At 71.1% G+C, this 16,907-nt stretch carries 16 protein-coding genes and 2 tRNA genes; 6 read left to right on the top strand and 12 right to left on the bottom strand.

Annotation, left to right across the window (positions count from 1 at the left end):
- The first annotated feature begins 5 nt into the window (after positions 1 to 5).
- Positions 6 to 1,427 (top strand): glycoside hydrolase family 28 protein, encoded by a 1,422-nt coding sequence (locus tag ABEA24_RS49955; protein WP_345443009.1) that lies wholly within the window; start codon positions 6 to 8, stop codon positions 1,425 to 1,427.
- 121 nt (positions 1,428 to 1,548) lie between these two features.
- On the opposite strand, the gene ABEA24_RS49950 is transcribed toward ABEA24_RS49955, so the two are convergent.
- From ABEA24_RS49950 to ABEA24_RS49935, 4 genes are all read right to left on the bottom strand, one after another.
- Positions 1,549 to 2,604: a tetratricopeptide repeat protein gene (locus ABEA24_RS49950; protein ID WP_345443007.1), complete on the bottom strand. Its 1,056-nt coding sequence runs from the start codon at positions 2,602 to 2,604 to the stop codon at positions 1,549 to 1,551.
- 59 nt (positions 2,605 to 2,663) lie between these two features.
- The gene (locus ABEA24_RS49945; protein ID WP_345443005.1) at positions 2,664 to 3,020 is read right to left on the bottom strand and encodes a DUF488 domain-containing protein; all 357 of its coding nucleotides are present in this window, start codon (positions 3,018 to 3,020) and stop codon (positions 2,664 to 2,666) included.
- A 38-nt stretch (positions 3,021 to 3,058) separates the two neighbouring features.
- The gene (locus ABEA24_RS49940; protein WP_345443003.1) at positions 3,059 to 3,904 is read right to left on the bottom strand and encodes a class I SAM-dependent methyltransferase; all 846 of its coding nucleotides are present in this window, start codon (positions 3,902 to 3,904) and stop codon (positions 3,059 to 3,061) included.
- Between the two features lie 368 nt (positions 3,905 to 4,272).
- A tRNA-Met gene (locus ABEA24_RS49935) sits at positions 4,273 to 4,349 on the bottom strand.
- A gap of 335 nt (positions 4,350 to 4,684) precedes the next feature.
- Between ABEA24_RS49935 and ABEA24_RS49930 the strand changes: the two genes are divergently transcribed.
- Positions 4,685 to 5,185: a hypothetical protein gene (locus tag ABEA24_RS49930; protein WP_345443001.1), complete on the top strand. Its 501-nt coding sequence runs from the start codon at positions 4,685 to 4,687 to the stop codon at positions 5,183 to 5,185.
- Between the two features lie 5 nt (positions 5,186 to 5,190).
- On the opposite strand, the gene ABEA24_RS49925 is transcribed toward ABEA24_RS49930, so the two are convergent.
- From ABEA24_RS49925 to ABEA24_RS49915, 3 genes are all read right to left on the bottom strand, one after another.
- On the bottom strand, positions 5,191 to 5,832 hold the full coding sequence (locus ABEA24_RS49925) for a hypothetical protein (protein WP_345442999.1): 642 nt from the start codon (positions 5,830 to 5,832) through the stop codon (positions 5,191 to 5,193).
- Between the two features lie 110 nt (positions 5,833 to 5,942).
- Positions 5,943 to 6,019, bottom strand: a tRNA-Met gene (locus tag ABEA24_RS49920).
- 87 nt (positions 6,020 to 6,106) lie between these two features.
- Positions 6,107 to 8,980: a UPF0182 family membrane protein gene (locus tag ABEA24_RS49915; RefSeq protein WP_345442997.1), complete on the bottom strand. Its 2,874-nt coding sequence runs from the start codon at positions 8,978 to 8,980 to the stop codon at positions 6,107 to 6,109.
- A 156-nt stretch (positions 8,981 to 9,136) separates the two neighbouring features.
- On the opposite strand from ABEA24_RS49915, the gene ABEA24_RS49910 reads away from it, so the two are divergent.
- Positions 9,137 to 9,637, top strand: a complete 501-nt coding sequence (locus ABEA24_RS49910; protein ID WP_345442995.1) for a PPA1309 family protein — start codon at positions 9,137 to 9,139, stop codon at positions 9,635 to 9,637.
- 21 nt (positions 9,638 to 9,658) lie between these two features.
- Here ABEA24_RS49910 and ABEA24_RS49905 read toward each other — a convergent pair whose 3' ends face one another.
- From ABEA24_RS49905 to ABEA24_RS49890, 4 genes are all read right to left on the bottom strand, one after another.
- Positions 9,659 to 10,723 carry a YlbL family protein gene (locus ABEA24_RS49905; RefSeq protein WP_345442993.1) on the bottom strand — a complete coding sequence of 355 codons (1,065 nt, stop codon included), beginning with the start codon at positions 10,721 to 10,723 and terminating at the stop codon, positions 9,659 to 9,661.
- A 9-nt stretch (positions 10,724 to 10,732) separates the two neighbouring features.
- Entirely contained in the window at positions 10,733 to 10,924 is a 192-nt protein-coding gene (locus tag ABEA24_RS49900) for a hypothetical protein (protein WP_345442992.1), read from the bottom strand.
- A gap of 58 nt (positions 10,925 to 10,982) precedes the next feature.
- A complete protein-coding gene (locus tag ABEA24_RS49895; RefSeq protein ID WP_345442991.1) occupies positions 10,983 to 11,405 on the bottom strand; it encodes a molybdenum cofactor biosynthesis protein MoaE in 423 nt (140 codons plus the stop codon).
- Between the two features lie 148 nt (positions 11,406 to 11,553).
- Positions 11,554 to 12,639, bottom strand: coding sequence for an NAD-dependent epimerase/dehydratase family protein (locus ABEA24_RS49890; RefSeq protein ID WP_345442989.1), 1,086 nt, complete (start codon positions 12,637 to 12,639; stop codon positions 11,554 to 11,556).
- Positions 12,640 to 12,728: 89 nt separating this feature from the next.
- Between ABEA24_RS49890 and ABEA24_RS49885 the strand changes: the two genes are divergently transcribed.
- Entirely contained in the window at positions 12,729 to 14,045 is a 1,317-nt protein-coding gene (locus tag ABEA24_RS49885; RefSeq protein ID WP_345442987.1) for a zinc-dependent metalloprotease, read from the top strand.
- A gap of 108 nt (positions 14,046 to 14,153) precedes the next feature.
- Positions 14,154 to 14,693: an NUDIX hydrolase gene (locus ABEA24_RS49880; protein ID WP_345442985.1), complete on the top strand. Its 540-nt coding sequence runs from the start codon at positions 14,154 to 14,156 to the stop codon at positions 14,691 to 14,693.
- Here the strand turns inward: ABEA24_RS49880 and ABEA24_RS49875 are convergent.
- A complete protein-coding gene (locus ABEA24_RS49875) occupies positions 14,686 to 15,315 on the bottom strand; it encodes a GAP family protein (protein WP_345442983.1) in 630 nt (209 codons plus the stop codon). The genes ABEA24_RS49880 and ABEA24_RS49875 overlap by 8 nt on opposite strands.
- Before the next feature lie 67 nt (positions 15,316 to 15,382).
- On the opposite strand from ABEA24_RS49875, the gene ABEA24_RS49870 reads away from it, so the two are divergent.
- A complete protein-coding gene (locus tag ABEA24_RS49870; RefSeq protein ID WP_345442981.1) occupies positions 15,383 to 16,900 on the top strand; it encodes a P-loop ATPase, Sll1717 family in 1,518 nt (505 codons plus the stop codon).
- Positions 16,901 to 16,907 lie beyond the last annotated feature (7 nt).

The following is a 16,907-nucleotide window of genomic DNA, read 5'->3' as shown; positions in this document are numbered from 1 at the left end:
GAACAATGACCGGACCATGGCCCAGGCGGCGCTTCCTCGAAGTGAGCGGCGCCGTCGTCGGCGGCGGGCTGCTGGCCTCCGCCCTCGGCGGGCCCGCCCTCGCCGACCCGGACCCCTGGCGTACGGCCGACAGGATCCGGCGGCGGGTACGGGCACCGCGCTTCCCGCACCACCGGTTCCGGGTCACCGACTTCGGGGCGAAGGGCGACGGGACCACCGACTGCACGCGGGCGTTCGACGCGGCGATCAAGGCCTGTGCCCGGCGCGGCGGCGGCCACGTCGTCGTCCCGCCCGGCCGCTACCTGACCGGGCCGATCCGGCTGCGCAGCCACGTCGACCTGCACGTCGAGGAGGGCGCGACGATCGCGTTCAGCACCGACCCGGCGAAGTACCCGCCCGTGTACACGCGCTGGCAGGGCATCGAGTGCTACAACTACTCGCCGTTCATCTACGCGTACGAGGCCCGGAACATCGCGATCACCGGGAAGGGAACGCTCGACGGGCAGGCAAGCAAAACCGCCTGGTGGCCGTGGTCCGGCAGCGCGAACTACGGCTGGAAGCCCGGCGACCCGCAGCAGGGCCCCGACTGGACGCTGCTGCAGCAGTGGGCGGACCAGGGCGTCCCCGTGGCCGACCGCGTTCTCGGCGCGGGGCACTACCTGCGCCCGAACATGATCCAGCCGTACCGCTGCGTCAACGTCCTCGTCGAGGGCGTCACGATCGTGAACTCCCCCATGTGGGAGATCCACCCGGTCCTGTCGCGGACCGTCCTCGTCCGCGACGTCACGGTCGACAGCCACGGCCCGAACAACGACGGCTGCGACCCGGAGTCCTGCACCGACGTCGTCATCACCGGCAGCACCTTCGACACCGGCGACGACTGCATCGCCATCAAGGCGGGCCGCAACGCCGACGGCCGCCGCGTCAACGTGCCCAGCCGGAACATCCTCGTCGAGGACTGCGAGCTCCGGGACGGCCACGGCGGCGTGACCATCGGCAGCGAGATGACCGGCGGCGTCAGCTCCGTCTTCGCCCGGAACCTGCGGATGACCAGTCCCAACCTCAACAGCTGCCTGCGTCTGAAGACCAACTCCATGCGCGGCGGCTACATCCACGACGTCCACATGAAGGACGTCGAGGTCGGTCAGCTGGCCGTCGCCGCGATCCAGATCGACTTCTACTACGACGAGGGGCCCGGTCACCCGTACAACCCGTCGGTGAGCGAGATCCACGTCGAGAACCTGCACGTCGGCACCACGAAGTACGTGCTGGACATGCGCGGCTACCCCGACGCCCCGATCAAGGACGTCACGCTCGCGCACTGCCGGTTCGACAAGGCCACGGACACCGACATCGTGGAGAACGTCCAAGGGCTCGTCTTCACCGACGTCACCGTCAACGGCTCCCCGGTCGGCGCCCACGCCTGACCCGGTGCGCGTACGGCGGGGGTGCCGGAGACCCGGGCATCCCCGCCGGCGTGTCGTCGGCGTGGGAGACGGCACATTGGCCAGGGCCCAGCGGTCACGGGACGCCCTGAGGTCGCGCGGCTCAGCGTCGCCGCAGCTGCCGCAGCACGTTCGACGCCATCTCCTTGACCTGACGGTCGCCCTGCTTCATCGCCGCGCGCAGGTGGCGCTCCGCGGCGGCCGCGTCGGTGTCGGCGAGGACCACGCCGACGTAGCAGTGTCCGAGCGCCGCGACGTTCCGGTCCGGCGAGCCGGTGGCCGTCTCGAAGCACGCGTACGCCTCGCGCACCCGGCCCGCCTCCATGTAGATGGTCCCGAGGTTGACCGCGGCCTTCGGGGTGAACTCCGGGTCTCCGGTGGCGTAGGCCGTCTCGAAGGCGTCCCGGGCGCCCTCCACGTCCCCCGCGCCGAGGAGGATCTCCCCGAGGTGGAACGCGGCGCGGGGCGCCGCCGACGGGACGCCGGACTCCATCGCCTCCCGGTACAGCGGTATCGAGCCCTCGACGTCGCCCAGACGGTCGCGGATGAGCGCCAGCTGGAGGGCCGCCTGGGGCACGACGTGCGCCACCCCGCTCTCGAACGCGATGCCCAGCACCTCGACCGCCTGCTCGTCGTCGCCGGCCTCGGCCAGCATCTCCGCCAGGGACAGCGCCGCCTGGCCCGCGCTCCTGGGCCGCGACCAGCCGATCGCCTTCTCGTACTCCGCGGCCGCCTGCGCGCGCTTCCCCCGGGACTCCAGGATCACACCACGCAGGTAGGCGGCCTCCGCGACCACGTCGAGATCGGGATTCGCCAGCGCGACCGCGCCGTCGACCTCCTCCAGGGCCTTGCGGTGCCTGCCCCGCGAGAGCTCGATCCAGCCGAGTGCCAGCTTCCCGGCGGCCATGATCTTGACGTCGCCGTCGGCGAACGCGCTCACGGCGACGAGCTGCGCGGTGTCGTGAGAGCCGAGCGCGGCGAGCCCTCCGCTGAGGTCCAGCACCAGGTCGAAGTCGAGCCGCAGCGCATCCTGCTCGATCAGCGCCTCGACCTGTTCCGGCGAGCGGATGAGTTCGGCCAGCCGCGCCTCGTGTTCGGCCTCGAGGATCGCCGCCACCAGGGCCTCGTCCGGGTCCTCGCCGGTCGGTTCCGCGGACATCGGCTCACCGCCCTTTCAGCGAAATGCTGGGAGATGATCGAAAAATATCATCGGCCGGGTCACCGGCTGAGCCGATCCAGAAGGTGGTCGCGGAGGACGACCGCCTGGTTGTGGTCGGGGTCGCGCGCGGCGTACAGGAGGGTCACCGGCCCCTGCCGGGCGGCCTCCAGCAGCGGGCGTACGGCGTCGGGGTGCTCGTCGAGCTCACGGCGGTAGCGCTCGGTGAACTCCGCGAAGCGCTCGGGCCGGTGCCCGAACCAGCGGCGCAGGTCGTCCGAGGGCGCGACGTCGCGCAGCCAGCCGTCGAGCTCGAGGTCGCTCTTGCGCACCCCGCGCGGCCAGAGCCGGTCCACCAGGAAGACCGCCCCCTTCACGTCCTCCGCCTCGTAGACCCGGCGAATCTCTATCGTGCCCACGTCCGGGTCCTACCCACGGGCCGGACGCTCGAGCGCCGTCACGTCGAGGCGGCGAAGCGGGCGGTCATGATGGGCAGGCCGGTGACGCCGAGTTCACGGACCGGGCGGAGGCGGTTCAGCACGGGGAACACGGCGCCGTACAGCGGTCCACGGCCGCGCGGCGGGCGGAGGTCGCGGACCTCGGCGATGTTCGGGAGGGCCCGGAGCCTGGCCTTCTCGGCCGCGTCCACGGCCCACGGCATCGGGGGCGCCTGGTAGCCCTGCGCGTTCGTCATCCGCCCGCTGAGCGTGCGCCGGCTGAACCACGGCGGCACACCGTCGAACACCATCGTGGCGCCGGGGAACCGCTCCGCGCATCCGGCGATGAGCCGGTGGACCTCGTCGGGCTGGAAGTACATCAGGAGACCCTGGGCGGACAGGAGCAGTCCTTCGGCGGGCTCCACCTGCGCCGTCCACTCGTCGTCCAGCGCCGAGCCGGCGAGGGTCCGGCGGCGGGGCGGATCGTCGGGGAACAGGCGCGTGCGCAGCTCGACGGTCTCGGGAAGGTCGACGGTGAGCCAGCGGACCCGGCCGTCGTCGACCCGCCAGAACTGCGTCTCCAGCCCCTCGCCGAGCGCGACCACCTGCCCGCCGGGGTGTTCGGTCAGGAAGCGCCGGACCTCCTGGTCGAAGCGGAGGGCGCGCAGCGCCTGCCACTGCCCGAAGCTCCCCGCGCCGAAGCGGTCCGCGAAGGGATAGTCCAGGGAGTCGACGAGCTCGACCGCCTTGGGATCGCGGAGGACCGCGTCCGGCCGCCTGGCCTCGGTCGCGCGCTGGTAGAGGTTCCACAGCAGCGTCTCGGGCACGCCGTCGAGGTCGACTCTCGACTTGTCACGGTCCGGCATCCGCCCTCCTTCGGCGCGGTCACAGACGGGAAGATCGGCGCACAGGTGCCGGCGGATACGACGAACCCCGGCACCGGTCGGTTCCGGATGCCGGGGTTCGGAGTGACGGCCGGCCCGCCGGTCGGGCGGGCGGCGTCACGGGACGGCGCCGCGGGGGCAGGCACCGTCGGGACGGCGGATGAGCGTTCCGCTCACCCGCCGCGGGGTGAGGAAGCATCCACTTTCGACACTTCCACGCCGCGACCGGCGCCGCGAGAGTCCACGGCCCCTAATTCACCGCCTGCGGTCAGGGACCATAGGCCTAATCGCGGGGAATGGTCCCAGCACAAAAAAGAGGCCCGGAGAAGAATAATCTCCGGGCCTCTCATTGGTAGCGGGGGCAGGATTTGAACCTGCGACCTCTGGGTTATGAGCCCAGCGAGCTACCGAGCTGCTCCACCCCGCGGCGATGGCTTAACTGTATGGGTCCTGTGGGCCGCGTGCAAATCGATAGCCCGCCACCGCCTGGCGTGACCGCGTCCCTGACGGTCCGGCCTGCACGGACGCCCTGATGAACGGCGGCCGCCCGCGACCGGGGTGACGGTGGTCCGGTCGTACGGCGGACGGGGCCCTTCGAGCGGAACAGCGCGGGCGCCGCCTACGAATACGCGCACATGCCGAGCGCCGATCGGCCGGCCCACTGATGCCGATTCCCAACAGAACCTCAAAAGTCACAGAAAAGCAGCTGAGTGAAACCCTAATATGAGCGCTTTCGTCGCCCCTCAAGCAAAGGAATGGTTCATGAAGCTTGCCCTGCGCGCCCTCGCCGCCGGCGGTCTCGCCACGGCGTTGGTCGGGACCATGAGTGCCGCCGCCGACGCCTCGACGACCGACTCCACCGTGACCATCACCGCCACGCGTGCGGCCGGACCCGGGCAGCGGGCCGACGTGATCACCTGCAAGATCACGACGCACAACCCCCACTACTCGCACCACGCGGACGCGAAGAACCGCTCCATGGTGAACGTGACCGCCGACATCAAGTGCACCAAGAAGGTGGCGGGGCTGGCCATCCAGGTCGTCCTCTTCAAGGAAAAGGCCCGGTACAAGACGAGCGGCGTGAAAAAGGCCTACGGCAAGAGCAGCGTCAGCCAGAACGCCGCGCGCCGCTGCGTGAAGAGGCACCACTACACCGGCGTGGCCGCCGGGACGGTCGTCTTCCCGGCCGGCTACACGCCGCCGTCCAAGAACGTCCGCGACCAGAGCAAGACCGTCTACATCGCGGCCTGCAAGAAGAAGTGACGCCGTCAGCCGAGCGGATCGGACAGCTCGGCCGGTAGCGCCTCGAGGCGTGAGCCGCCCGTCAGGTCCTCGACCAGGCGGGCGGACCCGCCCACATAGGTGGCGTCCAGATCGACGTCGGTCGCCACGCACCACGCCCGGTCCGCCGGCCAGAACAGGTTCGGGGACTGCGGGAAGAAGTAGCCCTCGCCACGGTCGCCCATCTCCGTGGCGGCGTCGAGCGGGCCCTCGAACAGCACGTAGTCACGCCCGGGCAAATGGACCTTCGGGCCGTCCGCGTCGAGCCAGCCCCAGCCGTCCCACAGGCCGAAGTAGCACTGCCGCGGAGTCGTGGTGTGCGCCGCCAGGATCTCGCAGAGGACCGGCAACAGCTCCGCGGGGAACGACCCCGCCCACGGCTCCCCGTCCTCCGGGCCGGCGATGTCCGTGAACCGCGTCCGGGAGCCGACGGCGCGCCCCGACCGCTCCGCCACCTCGCTCCAGCGCAGCGGCCGCCCGTCCGCGGACTCCACGGGATGCGGCAGCCGCGCGTACGCCTCGAACCCTCCGGGGAGCAGGGCGTGCACGCCGGAGTCGAAGTCGCCGGTCCCCTCTTCGATCCACGCGGCGGGCGAGACGTCGGTGAGCGGGCGCAGGCGAGAGAGCATGCCTCCAGCCTCCGGCCCGGCCGGTGAAGGCGCAAGCGGATCAAGGAAGAAGGGGGCCGGTGGCCGAATGAGCAAGGGGCCCGGAGGATGATCCTCCGGGCCCCTTGACCTGGTAGCGGGGGCAGGATTTGAACCTGCGACCTCTGGGTTATGAGCCCAGCGAGCTACCGAGCTGCTCCACCCCGCGGCGATGGCTTAACTGTATGGGTCCTGTGGGCCACGTGCAAATCGATACCGTTCCGCGGTCGGTCGCCCTCCGTTCACCGGGTCCGTCTCACCGGGTCGGGGTCGGCTTGGGCGCCGCGGGCGGGGTGGCCGTCCCCGTCGGCTTCGGCGTGGCGGGTGGTGTCGTCGGCGCCGGTCTGGCGCTGCTCTGCTTCTGCAGCCTGGCCAGCTCGTCCAGCGCCGCCTTGAGCCGTTTCTGCGCCTCGCCGTACGCCGCCCAGTCGCTCTTGGTCAGGGCGGTCTGCGCGTCGGCGTACGCCCGGTTGGCCGCCTCGATCGCCGCGCGGATGTCCGCGCTGGACTGCAGCGGCGGGCCGCCGGTCGGAGCCGCCGCGCCGCCGCCGAGCACCTGGCTCAGCGCGTCCTGGAGCGTCGCGCCGAAGCCGATGTCGTTGCCGTACGAGACGAGGACCCGTTTCAGCAGCGGGTAGGCGCCGGCTCCGGCGTTGGCCTGCAGGTAGATGGGTTCGACGTACAGGAAGCCGCCGCCGAACGGCAGCGTCAGGAGGTTGCCGCTCACCGTCTTCGAGCCGGGCCCGCGCAGCAGGGTCAGCTGCTGCGACACGGTCGGGTTGTTCTCGAAGGTGTTCTGCACCTGCTCCGGGCCGGGGGTCACCTGGCTGCGGGGCACCTGGAGGATGCGGATCTGCCCGTACGACGGGCTCGTCGGCACGCTGTCGACGGCCATGAACGCGGTGAGGTTGGTGACCTTGCCCTTCGGCGTGAACGTCGAGGTCAGCGAGAAGCCGGGGGCGTTCTCCCCGGGCATCTTGACGCTCAGGTAGTACGGCGGCTCGACGGTTCCCTCGCCCGTCGGGTCGTTAGGGATCTGCCAGAAGTCGCCGCCGCCGTAGAACGCCTGCGGGTTCTCGACGTGGTAGCGGGCGAGGATGCGGCGCTGGACCTTGAACAGGTCCTCCGGGTACCGCAGGTGCGTCAGCATGTCCGCCGGGATCTCCGACCGCGGCCGTACGGTGCCGGGGAAGGCCTTCATCCAGGTCTGGAGCACCGGGTCGGCCGAGTCCCAGGCGTAGAGCGTCACCGTGCCGTCGTACGCGTCGACGGTGGCCTTCACCGAGTTGCGCATGTAGTTGATGCGGTCTCCGGCCTGGGCCGCGACGGACACGCGGCTCTGGGTGTTGGTGTCCCGGGTCGCGTCGTCGAGGCTGGTGCGCTCCGAGTAGGGGTACTCCGAGGCGGTGGTGTAGCCGTCGACGATCCAGACGATCTTCCCGCCGACGACCGCGGGGTAGGGGTTGCCGTCGACCTTCAGCCACGGCGCGGCCTTCTGCACGCGCTCGCGGGGCGTGCGGTCGTACAGGATGCGCGAATCGGCGTTGATCGCGCCGGACAGCAGGAGGTTCTTCTCCTTGAACCGCAGGGCGTACAGCGTCCGGTTGAACAGCGAGCCGATCGGGACGCCGCCCTTGCCGTCGTAGGAGCTGTTGGTCTGCCCGGTGGGGCTCTTGTCGTTGGGGTAGTCCAGCTCCCGCTGCCTGGTGCCGCCGACAATGGAGTAGCCGGGCGAGCGCTCGCCGAAGTAGACGCGCGGCTGGGTGATGTTCAGCGTCCCGGTCGGCGGGATGTCCTTCTCGGTGAAGACCGGCGCGCCCTGGACGTCGACCTGGTTGCCGGGCGCGGCGACGAAGCCGTACCCGTGCGTGTAGACGAGGTGGCTGTTGATCCAGTTGACCTGCCCGGACGGCGGTCCCTCGATCTCCCGTACGGCGACGACGGTGTCGCGCAGGGCGCCGCCGTCGGCCGGGTAGCGGTCGATGTCGAGCGGGTTGGGGAACTTGTAGAAGCCCTTGATCTGCTGCAGCTGCTGGTAGGTCGGCGAGACGACGGCGGGGTCGAGGAGCCGCACGTTGGGCAGGGTCGAGGTCTCCTGCTTCGCCTGTTCCGGCGACAGCTTGGTGTTCGGCACGTAGTCGGTGACCTGGGTCTTCGCCACGTCGTACGCCTGGCGGGTGGCGGTGATGTTGCGGCCGATGTACTTCGACTCCTTGTCGACCTCGTTCGGCTTGACCTGGAAGGTCTGGATCAGCAGCGGGTAGACGCCGCCGATGAGGATGGCCGACAGCACGAGCAGGCCGAACGCCATGCCGGGCAGCATGGCGCCGCGGCGGACGAGGGTGGCGAAGAACATCAGCGCGCAGATCAGCGCGATCACCGCGAGGATCGTCTTGGCGGGCAGCACGGCGTTGACGTCGGTGTACGACGGGCCGGTGACGACCCCGCGCTGGGAGTCGGCCAGGCCCCACCGGTCGAACCAGTACGCGACGGCCTTCAGGAGCACGAAGACGCCGAACAGCACGGACAGGTGGGCGCGCGCCGCCGTGCCGACCCGCTCCCCCGGTCCTTGGAGCCGCAGCCCGCCGTACAGGTAGTGCACGATCAGCGCCGCGACGAACGCCAGGATCACCGTGGCGAACAGGAAGCCGAGCACCAGCCGCAGCAGCGGATAGGTGAAGACGAAGAACGAGATGTCCTTGTGGAACTGCGGGTCCTTGATGTGGAACGGCCGGCGGTTCAGGAACGCCAGCCAGGTGCGCCACTGGCCGGCCGCCGACGACCCGGCGAGCAGGCCGGCCAGCGTCAGCACCGCGGCGACGATCAGCCGGCGGTGGGGGTCGAGCGCCGCGCGGTACCGGTCGAGCCCCTGCTGCTCCACCGACACGGGCCGGTACGGGGGGCGCGCCCGGTAGGCGATGACGATGTTGACGCCCAGGATGAGGATCATCAGGACACCGGCGCACAGGAACAGCGTGACGCGCGTCGTGAGCTGCTTGGTGTACACCGAGGAGAAGCCGACGGAGCGATACCACAGCACGTCGGTCCAGATCGCGGTGAACGCGAAGAAGAGCGCGACGAGGATCGCGAGGATCACGATCACGCGCAGCAGCAGCCGTGATCGTCCCACGCGGATCCGGCCGCCAAAGCCAGGGCTTCGGAAGGTCACGGCCACTCCCCTCGCCGGGTGTCTCTGAGGGCAACTTACCGAGAACCGCCCGGGTTCCCGCGCCCGGCCGTACGCCTGTGGCCGAAAGGAGGCCGGCGAGGGTGAAAAAATGGGCGGATGACCCGACTGGAAGAGGTCGTGCGCGATCTCGAACGGCACGCCGCCACCGCCGGCTGGGACGCCCCGCCCCGGCTGTACGCCCTGGTGGAGGCCCCCGAGCTGAACCGGACCGAGCCGGACCTCGCCCGGCAGCTCGGCGTCCCGGACGAGCCCGACGGCATCGCCGCCCTCGAACAGCCCGACCTGCCCGTCGATCGGCCGATAGAGGACGTCCTCCACGGCATCGAGTGGCCGGAACAGGTCGCCGGCTGTGTGCTGATCCTCGAGCGCATCCTGCTGCCGGAGGGCGCCGAGGACGAGGTCCCGGACGACGATCCGGTGACCTGGGCCGCCCAGCATCCCGGCCGCGAGGACGTACGGCTCGTGGTGGGCGTGCTGCGGGACGGCTCCCGTCACTCGGCCATGCGGCTGCGCGGGCACGACAGCGACGACGAGGTGCTGACCGGTCCGGAGCTCGTCCCCGGCCTGGCGGACACCCTGGCCTCGACCCTGATCTAGAACTGGGAGGGGCGCGCCCGCCTACTTGGCCGGGCAGGCGGGGATGTTCCCCTGGCCGGTCCGCAGGGCGGTCAGGGCCTGCAGGGCGCCGTCCATGGTGTCGACCTTGACCAGACGCAGGCCCTTGGGCTTGGCGGCGACGGCGTCCGCGCAGTTCTGCGTGGGCGTGAGGAAGATCGTGGCCCCGGCGTTGCGGGCGGCGACCATCTTCTGCTGGATCCCGCCGATCGGCCCGACCTGGCCCTCCGGCGTGATCGTCCCGGTGCCGGCGATGAACTTGCCGCCGGTGATGTCCTCGGGCGTCAGCTTGTCGTAGATGCCGAGCGAGAACATCAGCCCGGCGCTGGGGCCGCCGACGTCACCGACGCTGATCTTCACGGTGACGGGGAACTGGTACTTCTCCTTCAGGATGACCCCGACGATGGCCTTGCCCGCCTTGTCGCCGGTCTTGTCCGGTGAGACGACCGTCGTAACGGGCACCTGGGACTCCTTGCCGTCCCGTTTGACGGTGAACGTCACGGTCTGGCCGGGCTTGCGGGCGCCGACGGCCGAGGTGACCCCGGCGATGTCCTTGATCTTCGCGCCGTCGATCGCGGTGATCTGGTCGCCCGGCCGGAGCCGGCCGTCCGCAGGAAGTCCCTTCTGCACGGAGTCGACCAGGACGGAGGTGGTCGTCGGCAGGTGCAGCTCGTGCATCGCGGCGGCGGTGGCGGACTCCTGGGAGTTCGTCATCTCCTGGGTGTTCTCCTGCTCGACCTTCTTGGTGGAGACGTTCTTCGGGAAGATCGTCTCCTCGGGGACGACGGCGACGTCCGGGTCGAGCCAGCCGCGCAGCGCGGTGAACAGGTCGATGCGGTTGCCGGGACCGCCCTGATAGGCCACCGTGACGAAGTTGAGGTGCCCCTCGGTCGGGTAGGTCTTGGCGCCCGTGATCTGGATCAGCGGCGCCTTGCCGAGTTTGCCCAGCGTGTCCGAGGTCGGCCCGGGACGGAGCGCGACGTACGGGACGGGCATGAACGCCGCGGCCAGCCCCAGCAAGAGGATGAAAAGGCTCGCGACGACCAGAGTGGCAGCACGGCGGGACATGCCGGAAGCCTACGCGGTCGAGCGTGGCCTCCGTCGCCCGGTCCTGCCGCGCGGCCGCTCCATGGCGTCGCGGAACCGCTGGAAGTGCTCGATCTCCTCGAAGGACCTCCGCACGGGCGGCCGGCGCCCCCGCAGGGTCAGCACGGCCCCCGTGAGCAGGGCCACGGCCACCGGGATGGCCCACCACGCCAGAATGGACATGCGCGTCACCTCGGTACGAAGCGTTGTACCCAGGGTAACCCGCGCGCTCCGTCGCAGGTCATTCCACCCCGACCCATTCGTCGCCCCCGTCCGTGAAGAGCTGATGCTTCCAGACGGGAACCTGGGCCTTGAGGTCGTCGATGGCCATCCGGCAGGCCGCGAACGCCTCGGCGCGGTGCGGGCAGGCGGCGGCCACGACGACGGCGAGATCGCCGATCTCCAGGTCGCCGATCCGGTGCACCGCGGCGATCGCGCGCACGGGGAACTCCGCGGCGACCTTCTCCAGCACCGTGCCCAGCGCTTCGACAGCGCTCGGATGCGCGGAGTACGACAGCCCGGCCACCGCGCGCCGATGGTCCTCGTCGCGCACGGTGCCGACGAACAGCGCCGTGCCGCCCGCGCCCGGGTCGGCGACGGCGGCGAGGACCTCGTCGACGGACAGCGGGGTATCACGGAGTTCGGCGAGCCGGATGACGTCCACGCGACGAACGGTACCCGCTGGCCCGGAGTCGCCCGTGGGGCCGGCGGGCCGAAACTACGAGCCAGAATGCGCCGTGGCGGCCGCATCCGCGAGGCCTTTCAGCCGCCGCCCATGGCAGCTGCGACGGCTGAGAGATCTCGCGAGGGTCCTAGCTCCGGCGCTTGCGGCGGGCGCGCCGTACGATCGCGGCGGTGCCGATGACGGCGACCGTCGCGCCCGCGGCCGTGGCCATCGTGGCCTCCTTCCGGGCCAGCCGGCGCCCGACCACCGCGTGCCGTCCGGCGACCTCCTCCAGCAGCGCCGTCAGCGCCTCGGCGTTGTCGTACGCCGGTTTCCAGCCCGCCGCCCGCAGCGTCGTGCAGTCGGCCACCCAGGGGTAGACGACGTAGTGCAGGTCGGTGGCCGGCGCCGGGGTGACGCCGATGCGGTGCAGCCGCTGCGCGGTGCCGAAGGTGATCGCCGCCGGGAGCTCGAAACGGCGCCGCCCGGTGATCTGCTCGACGTCGTCCTGTTCGAGCCAGCCGTCGGAGCCGACCGCGAGGCGGCCGCCGATCTCCCCGGTGATCGCGAGCTCGAGCGCGCTGACCAGGTCGTCGACGTGGCAGAACTGCCAGCGCTGGGCGGTCCCCTTCACGGTGAGCAGGCGCGGGGCCTCGAAGTGCCGGGTCACGACGGTGTCGATGCCGGGACCGACCAGCGCGGCGGGCCGCAGGACCGTGACGGTCATGCCGGGGTGCGCCACGGGCGCCATCGCCGCGAGCTCCTCGATCTCCAGGAGGTCGCCGATGATCCCGTCATCGGGCTCGGCGGCGAGCGGGGAGTCCTCCGGAAGCGGCACCGCGTTGTCGGCCTGCGCGCCGTACACCATGGCGCTGGTCACAACGATCACCCGGCGGACCCGGACGGCCGCCGCGGCGGTGATCACCGTCTGCGCGCCGCGGACGTTGTACGCGCGGCGCTCGCGGTGATCGGTGTCCGGGGACAGGTCCATGTCGAGGTGGACGATCACGTCGACGTCGGAGATCCGGTTGGTGAGCTGGGGATCGCGGATGTCGACCACGCGCCACGTGATGCCGGACACGTCTCCCCGGTGGTCGTCGAGCCCGACGACCTTCTTGATGTCCCCCGAGTCCGCCAGCCGGGCGACCAGGGCACGTCCGATGCCGTCGGCCGCCCCCGTGACGGCGACGACCGGCCCCGTACTACGCCGTGGGCGAACCTCTCGTGTACTCAAGTCGAGTGAGTCCTCCTTAGGCACGCCCCCGGCCATCGACCGGCTAACGTGAAGGTTGTGACCCATTCATCCTGCCTGAGGTCGAGCCTGTGAGCGACATCCCCTTCGGGTTCAACCGCCCGGGAGATCCCGGCGATGAGAACAAGCCCGAGAACGAAGGCCCCTTCGGCGCGGGCGGCATGCAGGATTTCGCCGCCATGCTCCACCAGTTCGCCGACATGCTGTCCGGCCAGTCCGCGAGCAGCGGCCCGCTGAACTGGGACCTGGCCAAGGACGTCGCCCGGCACGCGGTCGTCGAGCGCGGCGACCCCTCGGTGGTCGACTCCGAGCGGCGCGTGGTCGTCGAGGCGCTGCGGCTGGCCGACCTCTGGCTGGACGAGGCGACCACCCTCCCCGCGGGCATCCGCAACCCGCAGGCGTGGAGCCGGTCGGAGTGGATCGAGAACACCCTGCCGGTGTGGTCGAAGGTCTGCGACCCGATCGCCGCGCGGATGGTCGACTCGATGGGCGACGCGATGCCCGAGGAGATGAAGGCCGTGGCCGGCCCTCTCGTCGGCATGATGCGGCAGATGTCCGGCGCGATGGTCGGCGGCCAGGCCGGGCAGGCGCTCGGCGGGCTGGCCCTGGAGGTCGTCGGCTCCGCGGACGTCGGGCTGCCGCTGGCCCCCGAGGGCGTCGGCGCGCTGCTGCCGGCCGGGGTGGCGGCGTTCGGCGAGGGCCTGGAGGTGAGCGCCGACGAGGTGCGCGTCTACCTGGCGTTGCGCGAGGCGGCCCACCAGCGGCTGTTCGGGCACGTCCCGTGGCTGCGCGCCCACCTGCTCGGCGCGGTCGAGGACTACGCGCGCGGCATCACCGTGGACCTGTCCAAGATCGAGGAGGCCATCTCCGGGGCCGACCTGACCAACCCCGAGGCCCTGCAGGAGGCGCTCGGCGGCGAGCTCGCGCTCACGCCGGAGGAGACTCCGCAGCAGAAGGCCGCGCTGTCCCGCCTGGAGACCGCGCTGGCCCTGGTCGAGGGCTGGGTCGACACCGTCGTCACGGCCGCCGCGGCTGGCCGGCTGCCGTCCGCCGACAAGCTCGGCGAGGCGGTGCGCCGCCGCCGCGCCACCGGTGGCCCGGCCGAGCGCACGTTCGCGACGCTCGTCGGCCTGGAGCTGCGGCCCCGGCGGCTGCGGGAGGCGGCCGCCCTGTGGCGGGCCCTGGGCGAGGCGCGCGGCAACGACGGGCGCGACGCCGTATGGGCGCACCCGGACCTGATGCCCACCGCCGACGACCTGGACGACCCCCAGGCGTTCATCGAGGGCAAGAGCGCCGACTTCGACATCTCCCAGTTCACCCAGGACGACGACGCCTCCGGGCGCGGCGACTCCGGCGAAGGCGACGACTCCCCGGGTCCGCGCGGCTGACCCCGCCCGCAGACCGGACGGCGCCGGCTCCGGCGTGTCCTCCCGTGGATCAGGCCCGGCCCCGGGCCGTACCCGACAATGGCGCGCGGCCGCGCCGGTGAGGTGACGATGACACTGCACGCCGACGCCGTACGCGCGCTGTCGGACTGGGACGCGCCCGACGCCGAGCAGGATCTGCTGCGCGCGGACTTCCTCGCGCACCTGTCGGCGCACGAGAACGCCATGTGGCGCGAGTGCGTCCCCGGCCACCTGACGGCCAGCACGATCGTCCTCGACGCGCCCGGGGAGCGGGTGCTGCTCACGCTCCACCCGAAGGCCGGTTTGTGGCTGCAGCTGGGCGGCCACTGCGAACCGCAGGACACCGCCCTCTCCGGCGCGGCCCTGCGTGAGGCGACCGAGGAGTCGGGCATCGACGGCCTGCGCGTGCTGCCCGGCCCGGTGCACCTCGACCGGCACCGGGTCTGGTGCCACGGCGGGTCGTACCACCTCGACGTGCAGTACGTCGCCGTCGCCCCGGCCGGCGCCCGGGAGCGGATCAGCGAGGAGTCCGACGACCTGCGCTGGTTCCCGCTCGACGCCCTCCCTGACCAGACCGACGACGTCCTGCGCCGCCTCGTCGCCCACGCCCGCCGGCAGGCCATCAGCTGAGGATCAGCACGACGAAGACGAGGCAGGCGATCACGTTGACCAGCCAGCTGTGGGAGTCCAGCCAGTCGCGGACCTTCGGCATGGCGTGCTCCGCGCGGCGGCGGAAGGCGAGATAGGCCAGCAGCGGCAGCGCGGCGATCAGAAGGGTGGCCGCCACGAACGGCGCCGCGCCGACCAGGCCCGCGTTGCTCCGCTTCAGATCGACCCCGACGGTCAGCAGGACGATGATGTCGGAGGGCATCGCGAGGATCACGAGCAGCCCGGTCGCCAGGGCCCGCAGGGGCGTCGCCGTCAGCAGCGTCGTGAGCCAGCGCGGCGGCTCGGCGGTCGCGCGTCCCCGGTAGTTCTTCAGCGCCAGCAGGAGCAGGAGCGCGACGAGGACCAGTTCGATGGTCCGGCCGGCCGCGCCCTTGTGCTGCGAGTCGCCCATCGAGATCGCGGATCCCAGCAGTTCGGCGATCCCTCGCGTGATGACCACTCCGGCCACCGTCGCCGCCAGCACCCCGGCCAGGAACGCCAGCGACAGCCGGATCGGCCTCTCGGCGGTCACGAAGATGATCGCCGAGATGATCTGGGGCCCCGCCATCATGGTGATCGCCAGGGGCAGGACGTGAATGGTCATGGCCGCCCTCGCCGTCGGATGAGCTGTGACCCTGGTCATACCCGGCTTTTCGGGCGAGGGTGGAGCCATGCCGCGACTGGTCCTGTCCCCCAAGATCCTCGACGGCCTCGACTTCGGCGCGCCCTCCGCCGAGCGCGACATCGGGCGCGGCCTGGAGAAGTGCTTCGTCGAATCCGCCGCTTACCACCGCGTCCACTCCGGCGCCAAGACGGTGCTCCTCGGCAACCGCGGGTCGGGGAAGAGCGCCATCTTCCAGGTGGTCGCCAAGCGCGAGCGCACCGCCGGCAACCGGGTCATCGAGCTGTCCCCGGAGGACTACTCGTACGAGCTGCTCGGCTCGACGATGGCGGCCGAGAACGCCGGGTCGTGGGCCAAGCACGGCGCGTACGCCGCCGCCTGGAAGTACCTCCTCTACGTCCTGGTCATGAAGGAGATCGCCCGGAAGGGCATGCGGCTGACGAAGGGGGCGGGCGCGGAGATCAACGGATACATCCGCAACAACCACGCCAACGTCCAGATGGGCCGGCTGTCCGTCCTCGTCTCGTACCTGAAACGGCTGGAGAACATCAAGCTCGGCCCCATCGAGGCCGGAGCGAAGACCCGGGAGCTGGACCGGCTCTACAAGCTCGAGGAGATCCACTCGCTGCTGCCCGGGCTGAAGAAGGTCCTCGACAAGCAGCGCGTCACCATCGTGGTCGACGAGCTGGACCGCGGCTGGGACTCCTCCGAGGACGCCAAGGCGTTCGTGGCCGGGCTGTTCCAGGCCTGCGTCACCGTCAACGCGCTGCACAAGAACCTGTCGGTGTACATCTCCCTGCGGCGGGAGCTGTACGACGACATCCCGGCCCTGTACGAGGACGCGCAGAAGTACCGCGACCTGCTCGAGACGATCCGGTGGAGCGAGGACTCCCTCCTCGAGCTCATCGCCAAGCGCATCCGCTACTCCGCGCGGGAGATGGGCTACGACGCGCAGGTCCTCGACCGTGCCGACGACCTGACGTGCTGGAACGCGGTGTTCGCGCCCGTCCCTGGAGGGCCGGTCGACGGCTCGTTCCGCTATGTGGTGGACCGCACCCTCTACCGCCCGCGCGAGATCATCGAGTTCTGCACGACGGTGCTCGAAGTCGCCCGGGACCGTACGCCGACGCTGCCGCTGCCCTACGAGGCGATCCGGTGGGCCGAGCGCGGCTACTCCGAGGAGCGCACGAAGGACATCGCCGCGGAGTACCGCTTCCAGTACCCCGGCCTGCTCGGTGTGTTCGAGGTGTTCCGCGGGCGGGACCACGCCTTCGAGCGGGAGGAGCTGCAGCTGCTGTGCCTGGAGCTGGTCCTCGGCGAGATCCCGACGAGCCGCACGTCCTCCTGGCTGCCGTTCTGCGACCCGGACGGCCTGATCGAGATCCTCTGGCAGACGGGTTTTCTCACCGCCCAGCCCGTCGGGGACGCCGACCCCGCGGACGGCGGCCGGGGGGCGTTCATCGGCGTCCACCAGGTGCAACACCTCAACCTCGCCGCAGTGCAGCGCTTCCAGGTGCACCCGATGTTCCGCGCCTACCTCGGCGTCCAGCGCCGGAACGGCGACTAGGGCGTTC

This window comes from Actinoallomurus vinaceus (genome assembly GCF_039542055.1).
In the GTDB taxonomy this organism is placed as follows: Bacteria; Actinomycetota; Actinomycetes; order Streptosporangiales; family Streptosporangiaceae; genus Actinoallomurus; species Actinoallomurus vinaceus.
This window is presented reverse-complemented; position numbering and strand designations above follow the sequence as displayed.